Source organism: Lysobacter korlensis (assembly GCF_042434515.1).
Window position 1 is genome coordinate 238414 of the sequence record NZ_JBHLTG010000009.1, and the last position, 9319, is coordinate 247732.

Genomic DNA, 9319 nt, shown 5'->3' on the forward strand with positions numbered 1-9319 from the left:
GTTTGCTGATCAGATGTGCGCGTTTGGTGCCGGTCCGGTCCGTTTTCACCGCTCTCGACCGCGCTGAGCAGTCAGGTCCGAAGCAGGCTCGTCACCACCGCATACGTGCCCCAGACACCGGCGGCCGTGAGCACGGCGAAGTAGGCGAGCACCAGCCTGGTGTCGCGAAGCCAGCATTTCGACTTCTTCAGCCCTCCGCGCCACGCCTTCCAGTACCCTGCGAACCCCACGACGGAGAACACGATCAGCGTGACCGGACCGCCGAGCCATCCGAGCAGTGCGATGGTGGCGAAGATGCAGAGTCGCAGCGGGTCGTACGGCGTCGCGTCGCCTGAGCGAGATGCGGCGGAGAACTGGGCACCGCCTGGATCGGGTACCAGCTGCGACGGCGTCGGCCCGGAGGCGATGCGCCTGGCGTCGGAATCGGAGCTCATACCGCTGCCTCCTTCGCATGCACCGGCAGCAGCCGGCGACCCGTCGCGGTGCTCATCCGCTGCCGGGCGAGCTGCGGCCACGCCTGCACCGCGCAGAACGGGGCGCACTGCTGAGCGCCCGCGTCGCTCTTCGTGCCGACGTGCACGCAGCACTGGGTGAGCCGCTCCTCGATCATCGTGGAGATGTCCATGAACGGCTTCACCGTGATGCGGGTGACGCGCTCTGCGAGGAGCCTCCGCAGCCGTTGGTGCTGACCCGGGAGTGTGCCGGCCGCCAGGGTGGTGAGCGTCCCGATCCCGAGGTCGCACTGGGTGCAGATGTTCTTCCAGAGATCCGCCGTGCGCGGGTGGGACAGCGACGACTGCTCGCTCAGCAGGTCGAGCAGCGACGACTTCAGAATCGAGCGCAGCGAGAGCGGGATCGCACTGTCGGCGATCCGGTTGGCGATGCTGTCCGGGTCGATCTCCAGCCACTCCAGCAGCCGGTCATGGCCGATCAGGGCGGTCAGTGACCGCCACACGCCGGCGTCGTCCTTCAGCATGTAGCCGACCGAGGCGCAGTGCGGATGCGAGCACGGCAGCGCGGTCAGGTCGTGCCAGGCGACGACACCGCCGGTCTGCTCCTCCAGCCGCGCCAGCACGCCGGTGTGGGTCAGCCGGTCCATCGGATTTATGCCGTGCCCGCGGCCGGAGCCGAACACCGGCTGCAGCGCGACGCCGCCGACGAAGGGGGTCTCCAGCGCCCGCATCACGACGTCGCCGATCTCCCCGTCGTTCACGCCGAGGGTCGCCGTCATGGTCAACGTCGTGAACACCCCGGCTTCGGACAGGCGGGAGATCGCGGCGTCCTTGAATCGGGTCAGATCGCCCCCGCGGTGGTAGACCGACGACTCCTTCGAGGAGCCGTCGTACTGCAGGTACACCTCCACCCGTTCCCGGTGCTTCTCCAGCAGGCCGAGCAGCTCGTCATCCGTGGCGATGCGCATGCCGTTGCTGTTCACCATGATCCGCACGACGGGTCGTGCGACCAGCTCGTCCAGCAGTTCCGCCAGCTGCGGGTACAGCGTCGGCTCACCACCGGACAGCATCAGCACGTCCAGCCGTCCGTTCTCACGGGCGAGCCGGGCGTCGACGTTCGCCAGGATCTCTTCGAGCGGCGCGACGCCCTGCAGTTGCGGGCCGGATGCGGTGAAGCAGGTGGGGCACCGCAGGTTGCAGTGCTCGATCACATCCTGCAGCAGGATGCACGTGTGCTGCGTCTGCATCGCGGGCAGCCCATACGCGTAGGCCTCCGGCACGAGGCGGTAGTTGTCCGTCTCGTCCGGGATGTGCTGTTTGGTCGGCGCCTGCCACTTCTCCAGATAACGCAGGATGTCGGGCGACTCGTCGTACAGGGTGCGGACGAGGCCGTGGTCGGGGCAGCCGCGCTCCAACCAGACGCGGCCGTCCCGGACGAGCAGCGCTCCGGACAGGCGTCGCACCTGCGCCAGCGGCGGATTCATCTCGTGACAGCGGGGGCAGAACGCGGTCACGTACCGGTGGATGCGGTCGCCGCGCAGCGGCTGGCCGGGACCGAGCTGGGGCCGGCGGGTGTCGACGGATGAGCGGTTCATGGCAACGGCCCCCTCGGCGCCGCCTGCTCCGACGCAGCGTTCATGCCACCCCTCCGCTCGGGATGAGGAGCGGAACGCAGAGGCCCCCGCCGAGGAGTGCCCAGACGCCGAGACCGATCAGCAGCCCCGCTCCGAACATCCGTGTTCTCGGCCGGACGGTCAGCACGATGGCGACCACGAGGAACACGACGATCGGTGCGATCGCAGCCGCCCAGCTCGGACCGGCCAGGAACACGAGTGCGAGGTAGACCGAGAACAGCACCGCGAACCCGGTGACAATCCCGAGCGCCAGGAATCCGCCTCCTCCCTGGCGTTGCGGCGGCCGGTCCGGTGGCGGCGGATCAGGTGGGATGTCCGGGGTGCTGCTCATGGCGCTCTCCTCCTCTGGCGGCTCATGGCTGCTGCGTCCACACCAGCCGGTGGTGCGACGAAGCATCGCGATGGTCGGCGGTCATGCCGCGCTCCCCTGCAGCTTCGTGCCGCGTGGTCGCGCGAACACTCGCCAGGTGCGCCATAGAAGCAGCGGGAGGACGATCAGCAGGAACCACTGTGGTCCGCTCATCCCCAGCCAGAGCAGCTCGTTCCCCCGCACGTACTCGACCCCGAACCTGAACAGCGCGTAGGCCGTCACGTAGCAGACAAAGAGATCTCCTGGACGCGGCAGCCGATCGCGGAAGCGCCACATCAGGGCGAAGGCGGCCGCGTGAAATCCGATCTCGTAGGCGAACGACGGGTGCAGGCCGACGCCGGATGGCCCGCCGAGCAGCGCCGCCTGCGACGGTGTGAGGACGATCCCCCACGCTCCCCCGGTCGGTGTGCCGGGCTGCTCCGTGAGCAGGCAGCCGACCCGTCCGAGCGTCATCGCCAGCGCGACCGCCGGCGCGAACAGGTCACCGGTCGGCTCCCGGTAGCCGGTGAGCCGCTTGCCCAGATGCACGCCGAGCCACGCGCCCACGAGCCCGGCGAGGATGCTGCGGTCGCCGCTGACCCACCAATCCTCCAGAGAGGGCACCCGCAGAACGTCCCAGGTGAGCAGGCGCGACCCGATGGCGCCGAAGGCGACCGCGAACCCGGCGATCGCCCATAGCCGCGGGTCGGTCAGGTCCCGGCGGCGTCGCTCATAGGCGTAGAAGAGCAGGGCGACCATGATCCCCAGACCCATGAACACGCCGTGCACAACCCCGTCGGCCGCGAACGGCAACCGGACCATGTCCGGAGTGTAGTGATCAGGAGGCCGGCGACGGTAGGGGTGAAGGTGCCGGAACTGTTCCGGTCACTTCGACGGGCTCAGTGACCGGGCGGCTCAGGGACCGGACGGGCTCAGTGACCCGGGGGCAGGTCAGCGCAGGCGGAGGTTCCGGGTGGCGGGACCTTCAAGCAGGGTGCCGTCCGCACCGAAGCGGGAGCCGTGCGCGGGGCAGTCCCAGCTGTGCTCCTGGTCGTTCCAGCTGAGCACCGCATGCTGGTGGGTGCAGACCGCCGACACGCGACACACGACGCCGTTCACCGTCGACATCCCGGTGGGGAGCAGGCCGTCCCGGCCGACGACGCCCTCACCCTCATCCGGTGGGCTGTCAGGCAGGCCGCGCAGCAGCGCCTTGGCGTAGCCCTTCGCGTACTCGACGGCGACGCCGGCGTTGTAGCCGACCCCCCAGGCGAAGGCCCGCGGGGTGGTGATCCGGCGGTGGAGCACCTTCGCCCACGGGGTGTTCCCGCCGAGGATGTCGGAGGCGAGCGTGAGCGCGCACTGCACCGAGTTGGTCATCCCCCACTTGTCGTACCCGGTCGCGAGGTAGATCCGCCCGCGGCCGCGGGGCATCCACCCGACGAACGGCACCTTGTGGGGCGTTTCGTAGTCCTGCGCGCTCCACGCGTGGGTGCGCACCGCGCCAGGCCAGTGCTGCTGCGTCCACTCCTCCAGGTCGCGCACGTGCGACTTCGGCGACGGGTCGCGCCCGACGGTGTGCCCGTTCCCGCCGATGATCAGCAGATCGCCGTCCGCCGACGGAGTGGTCCGCACCGAGCGCTTCAGCGAGGAGTCGACGCTCATGTACATGCCCGGCGGAAGCGCGCCATCGACCCGGTAGCTCATCGCGTACGATCGTCCGGCCTTCACCTTCGCGAAGTACAGCCCGCGGTCGAGCACCGGGATGCCGGTCGCCACGATGACGTGCTGTGCCAGCAGCTGCCCCTTGTTGGTGAACACCTTCGCCGGGTCGCCGGCCTTCGCCCGCGAGACCCTCACGTCTTCGAAGATCTTGCCGCCATGCGACCGCACGTCGGCGGCGAGGGTGGCCAGCACATCCATCGGGTCGAACTGCGCCTGGTCGGGCAGCACCACCGCCGCGTGGGTCTCGAACGGCAGCCCCACGTCGGTCCCGCGCCGCACCGGCAGCCCCACCGCCTTCGCGATGTCGTACTCGCGGTTGACGGTCCGGACACCCTCCGGTGTGGCGGCGTAGCTCACCGAGTCCTTGAACTGGATGGGGATCCCCTGATCGTCGGCGTAGCGCGACATCCAGGCCAGCCCCTCCAGGTTCGCCTCCACGTAGGCCTTCACGATGGCGCGGTAGGAGTACGCCTGCACCTGCTGCAGGTGCGCGCCCTGCAGCACGCTCAGCTTCGCGGTGGTGTTCCCCGTGGTGACCGCACCGACCCGGCGGGCCTCGACCACCGCGACCCTCCGACCCGCCCGGGAGAACAGAAGCGCCGCGACCAATCCGGTGATGCCGGCTCCGACGATGACCTCATCGAACTGCTGTCCCGCCTCGAACTCGTCTGTCTCGATGCGCGGGGCGCGGTCCAGCCACAGTGAGGTCATCCATGAACTCCATCCGTCGGGTGTTTGCCACGGTATCGAGGGAGGCTGAGCGCCCGCCCGGTGGGGCGCGGCCGGAGCGGTGGCGATTCTCGATCCGCCACTCGCGGTGTGTAACGAACGGCGCCCGCGGTACGCCATCGGGGTACAGTGAGCGACATGTTGGATTCGATGCCGGGATCGGGCGCGGGCGGATCGTCGACGTCCGAGGACCTCCCCGAGGGGACGCAGGTGCCGTTCCGGTCGGAGCTGCTCGCGAGCCTGGCGGAGTTCGTGCACCAGTGGAACCATCCGGATTTCAGCGCGGACAACGTCGCGCGGGTGGACGCGCGGGTCGGCGTGCCGGGCTCACGGCTGCTGATGATCCTCGCCAGCGGGGAGGCGCTGCGCCCCTCGGACCTCGCCGCCGAGCTGCTGACGGGAGCGTCGAACGTCAGCAAGCTCCTGGCGCACCTCGAGGGCCTCGGCTTCGTCGAACGGCGACCGGATGCGGGCGACGCCCGGGTGGTCCGCGTGCATCTCACCGAATCCGGGCGGGCCGTCGCAGAGGCGAGCATCGCAGCCGCCGATCGCACCATCGAGCACATGACCCGGGATTGGACCGAGGAGGAGATCCGCACGTACGCGTCGCAGACCCGCCGGCTCGCCGCCGCCGGGCGGGACTACGTGCGACAGCTCAGGAGTGAAGCCGGGGAAGCGTGATGACGCCGCTCATCGGCGGCTGATCCCGCAGGCGCGCCAGCGCCGGGCGCAGCTCGGCGAGCCAGGCCTCGTAGCCCTGATCGTTGAGGTGCAGCCGGTCGGCGGTGTACATCGGGTTCAGCTCCCCGTCCTCGAGCGCCAGAGCGGGCCAAGCGTCGAGGTACTGACCGTGCACCGTCGCCACGAACTGCCAGAGGTGACGGTTCGCCTCCTGGATCCGCTCCGCGAACTCGTGCCCGCGCGGCAGGATCGAGACGAGCAGCAGCCGCGTGCCGGGCAGCTCCTTCCGGAGCGTGACGAGCGCCGTCTCGATGTTCCGGACGACGTGCTCTACGGAGCCCCGGCGGCTGAGGTCTTCGGTGCCGATGAGCAGCACCAGCTCATCAGGGTCGGCTTGGACGATCTCGTCCAGCCGTTTCAGCAGGTCATCCGTCGTTGCCCCTGGAACCCCGAAGCTCAGCACCTCGGACTCCTGGAACCACTCGTCCCAGCGGCCGCCCTCGATGAGGCTGTCCCCCACGAATGCGATCGACTCGCGTGCGTTGTCCGTCATGCTTCAACCTCCGCGTACTCGCCCTGAGCGTTCCCCAGCCGACTGATCCATTGTCCGTCGCGCCACCGGAAAAGGCGAACCGCCCGAACCGGCAGAGCCCAGTCCGGCTCAGTCGCCGCCCGGCCCGTTGCCGTCGCTTCCCCTGCGGTTGCTGAACTGTCGGCGCCCGATCGTCAGCAGATAGACGATCACCGCGATCACGACCACCACCGCCGCGATGGCGAAGATCAGCCCGGCTTGCGACGCGCCCTGCTCGGTGCCTTCCGGGGCAGCGCCCGCCGTGAGGAGCAGCACCGCGATCGTCGCCAGCGCGGCGGGGACGGAGGCCTGCTGAAGTGGGCGCGGAATCATGGCTCCACGGTAGAGAGGGCGCCTGAACGGGCTCCCAGCCCGTGCGATAGCCGGTCGCGCCGCCCGGGTCAGCGAGCCGTCGTCCGGGTCTCCGCCAGGAAGGCGCGGGTGGCCTCTCCGTAGTCGGCGTCCCACCGCTCCCACACGACGGGGTGCCCACGGAGCAGGTCTTCGAGGGCCTCCAGGTGGGCGCGCCAGTGCGCGATCTCCTCGCGCTCGGAATGCCGCCCCGCGGGAAGCCGCGCCGACAGGGTGAGCCGGGTCGACGAACCCCGGGCGCCATGGGGCAGCTCGTCGATCAGCATCGCCATCGAGTACTCCATCGCCCGGACCAGCAGCTGTGAGCGGGGCTCCAGCAGCACGATCTCCCCCGCGACCGCGGCGCCGTGATGGTGCGGATCGAGCCAGTCGAGCACGAACGTGCCGCCCACCTCCGCGTCGGAGATGCCGGCGCCGAGCCAACCCTCGAGCAGTGCCGGGTCGGTGAGGGCGTCCCACACCACGGCGGGTGGGAGGTCGTACTCCCGCGCGACCGTGAACTCGCCGTGCGGCAGGCCCCTGTCCATGCATCCAGGGTAGGTCGGGCGGGCGACACAGCGCGGCAGGCGCGACGGTTCCGGCCGGTACCCTGTGGGCATGCAGACCTCCGGATCCGGCCCCGTCGCGAGCGGACCAGTCGCGCTCGCGCTCGATTTCGGCGGCACCAAGGTGGAGAGCGCGCTCGTCGACGGCGCCGGCCGGCTGCTCCCGGGCTCGCGTTTCCGTGCACCGACCGGCCCCTCCGCGTCGTCCGAAGGGCTGTGGGAGTCGGTGGCATCCGTGCTGGACGCCGCGCTCGCCGCAGTCGGCGACCGTGAGCTCATCGGGGTGGGGATCGGCACCGCCGGCCCGATCGACGAGCGCGCCGGACTCGTCTCGCCGCTCAACGTGCCGCAGTGGCGGGGCTTCCCGTTCCGCGACCGGGTCGTCGAATGGCTGCGGGATCGGGCGACCCCGGCGCCGGTCACGCTCCGCATGGACGGGCTCGCCATCACGCTGGCGGATCACTGGATCGGCGCCGCGGGCGGCGTCGACAACGTGATGGGAATGGTGGTGTCCACGGGCATCGGCGGCGGCCTGATTCTGGGCGGCGCCACCGTCTCCGGGCCGACCGGGAATGCCGGTCACATCGGGCACATCGAGGTCGGCGGCTTCGACGTGCGCTGCGCGTGCGGCGGCACCGGCTGCGTCGAGGCGGTGGCATCCGGCCCGCGCAGCGTCGCCTGGGCGCGCTCGCAGGGGTGGACCGGCAACAGCGGTGAGCAGCTCGCCACCGCATACACCGCAGGGGATGCGATCGCCCGTGCTGCCGTTCGCCGCGCCGGCACCGCGATCGGCCGGGCCATCGCGTCCGCCGCCGCACTCACCGACCTCGAGGTCGTCGCCGTCGGCGGCGGGTTCTCCCGGGTCTCCCCCGACCTGTTCGGCTTCATCCGGGAGGCGATCGACGAGCGCGCCGAGTTCGGGTTCGTGAAGAAGGTGCAGGTCGTGCCCTCGGGTCTCTCCGACGAGGGGCCCCTCATCGGCGCCGCGGCGTTGATCCACCGCGCCGCCGTGGTCACGGGGTCCGCGGAGCCTCAGCCGCTCGGCTCGTCGACGTAGCCGGGCTTCCGCAGCACGAACCCGGCGATCACCGGCAGGCAGCCGGTGATGAGCAGGAAGATCAGCGGCGCACTCCAGTCGCCCGTGCCCTCGTGGAGCAGGCTCACCACGAGTGGGCCGAGGGCTCCGGCGGTGTAGCCAAGACCCTGCGTGAACCCGCTGAGCGCCACCGATCCGGCAGGCGTGCGTGTGCGCGTGTTGATCAGCACCAGCACGACCGGGAAGATCAGCGGTCCGGCGCCGGCGAGCACCACCCACAGCAGCGTCGCCGTCTCCGGTGCGAGCAGCAGCCCGAGGTAGCCGCTGACGAAGCAGAGCGAGCCGACATAGATCAGCGGCGCGACACTGCGCATCCGGGCGGCGAGCACCGGCACGGCGAGGGACATGGGAAAGCCGGTGAACGAGTACACCGCGAGGAGCGCGCCGGCCGTCGCGGCGGTCACTCCGGCATGCTCGATCAACAGCTGAGGCAGCCAGGCGAACATCGTGTAGGCATTCAGCGATGACACCCCGAAGGTGAGCACCATGGCCCACGCGACGAGCGAGGACCGCAATCGGCGGGCAGGCAGCCGCTGCGGCGCCGGCACGCCGGGGCCGCCTGCCGCCGCCTCGGCGCGTGCGCTGCGTCGCCCTCGCGCCCACAGGACCGCCCACGGCACGAGTGCGCACAGGGCGAACACGCCCCACACGGCAAGCGACACCCGCCAGCTGGTCGCCTCTGCGAGCGGCACCGCGATCGCCGGCGGGATGGTGGTGCTCACCGCGAGCAGGGTCGCGTACGCCGCAGTGAGCGCACCGATCCGGTCGGGGAAGTACCGCTTCACCGCGGGCGGGAGCAGCACGTTGCCGACGCCCATGCCGAGGAAGGTCAGCGCCGTGCCAGCGAACAGCACCGCAGACGACCCGGCCGAGGCCCGCAGCAGCGGACCGGCCAGCATGACCACGCAGGCGCCCACCAGCGTCGCCTCGAGGCCGAACCGGCGGGTGAGCGCTGGCGCGAACAGGCCGCAGGAGGCGAACGCCACCGGCGCCAGCATCCCGAGCACCCCGAGCGCCAGGGCGTCGAGGGGCACGTCCTCGGCGATGAACGCGGCGATCGGCGAGAGTGCCGCGACGGCGCTGCGCAGGTTCAGGGCGAGCAGCAGGATGGCGGCGAGCGCCAGTGTGCGTCCCGCCCAGAGTGGGCGGCGACGCGGTTCTGGCACTG

The 9319-nt window shown here is 70.7% G+C and carries 11 protein-coding genes; 2 read left to right on the plus strand and 9 right to left on the minus strand.

Annotated elements, in window-relative coordinates:
* Positions 1-71 precede the first annotated feature (71 nt).
* The 5 genes from ACFFGH_RS28995 to ACFFGH_RS29015 form a co-directional block, all read right to left on the minus strand.
* Positions 72-434 (minus strand): hypothetical protein, encoded by a 363-nt coding sequence (locus ACFFGH_RS28995; RefSeq protein ID WP_386675367.1) that lies wholly within the window; start codon positions 432-434, stop codon positions 72-74.
* Positions 431-2047 carry a radical SAM protein gene (locus tag ACFFGH_RS29000; RefSeq protein ID WP_386675370.1) on the minus strand — a complete coding sequence of 539 codons (1617 nt, stop codon included), beginning with the start codon at positions 2045-2047 and terminating at the stop codon, positions 431-433. The genes ACFFGH_RS28995 and ACFFGH_RS29000 overlap by 4 nt, the downstream gene beginning before the upstream one ends.
* A gap of 40 nt (positions 2048-2087) precedes the next feature.
* Entirely contained in the window at positions 2088-2417 is a 330-nt protein-coding gene (locus ACFFGH_RS29005) for a hypothetical protein (protein ID WP_386675373.1), read from the minus strand.
* Between the two features lie 81 nt (positions 2418-2498).
* Positions 2499-3257 (minus strand): prolipoprotein diacylglyceryl transferase, encoded by a 759-nt coding sequence (locus tag ACFFGH_RS29010; RefSeq protein ID WP_386675376.1) that lies wholly within the window; start codon positions 3255-3257, stop codon positions 2499-2501.
* A 129-nt stretch (positions 3258-3386) separates the two neighbouring features.
* Positions 3387-4868 (minus strand): FAD-dependent oxidoreductase, encoded by a 1482-nt coding sequence (locus ACFFGH_RS29015; protein WP_386675380.1) that lies wholly within the window; start codon positions 4866-4868, stop codon positions 3387-3389.
* Between the two features lie 156 nt (positions 4869-5024).
* Between ACFFGH_RS29015 and ACFFGH_RS29020 the strand changes: the two genes are divergently transcribed.
* Positions 5025-5567 carry a MarR family winged helix-turn-helix transcriptional regulator gene (locus ACFFGH_RS29020; protein WP_386675383.1) on the plus strand — a complete coding sequence of 181 codons (543 nt, stop codon included), beginning with the start codon at positions 5025-5027 and terminating at the stop codon, positions 5565-5567.
* Here ACFFGH_RS29020 and ACFFGH_RS29025 read toward each other — a convergent pair.
* The 3 genes from ACFFGH_RS29025 to ACFFGH_RS29035 all read right to left on the minus strand — a co-directional run bounded on the left by ACFFGH_RS29025 (position 5542) and on the right by ACFFGH_RS29035 (position 7037).
* Positions 5542-6120 carry a GDSL-type esterase/lipase family protein gene (locus tag ACFFGH_RS29025; RefSeq protein WP_386675386.1) on the minus strand — a complete coding sequence of 193 codons (579 nt, stop codon included), beginning with the start codon at positions 6118-6120 and terminating at the stop codon, positions 5542-5544. The two genes, ACFFGH_RS29020 and ACFFGH_RS29025, sit on opposite strands and share 26 nt — an antisense overlap.
* Before the next feature lie 108 nt (positions 6121-6228).
* Entirely contained in the window at positions 6229-6471 is a 243-nt protein-coding gene (locus tag ACFFGH_RS29030; protein ID WP_386675389.1) for a hypothetical protein, read from the minus strand.
* 68 nt (positions 6472-6539) lie between these two features.
* Positions 6540-7037 (minus strand): SRPBCC domain-containing protein, encoded by a 498-nt coding sequence (locus ACFFGH_RS29035; RefSeq protein WP_386675392.1) that lies wholly within the window; start codon positions 7035-7037, stop codon positions 6540-6542.
* Positions 7038-7107: 70 nt separating this feature from the next.
* Between ACFFGH_RS29035 and ACFFGH_RS29040 the strand changes: the two genes are divergently transcribed.
* Positions 7108-8112 carry an ROK family protein gene (locus ACFFGH_RS29040; protein ID WP_386675395.1) on the plus strand — a complete coding sequence of 335 codons (1005 nt, stop codon included), beginning with the start codon at positions 7108-7110 and terminating at the stop codon, positions 8110-8112.
* Here the strand turns inward: ACFFGH_RS29040 and ACFFGH_RS29045 are convergent.
* The gene (locus ACFFGH_RS29045; protein WP_386675398.1) at positions 8088-9317 is read right to left on the minus strand and encodes an MFS transporter; all 1230 of its coding nucleotides are present in this window, start codon (positions 9315-9317) and stop codon (positions 8088-8090) included. The two genes, ACFFGH_RS29040 and ACFFGH_RS29045, sit on opposite strands and share 25 nt — an antisense overlap.
* Between the last annotated feature and the right edge of the window lie 2 nt (positions 9318-9319).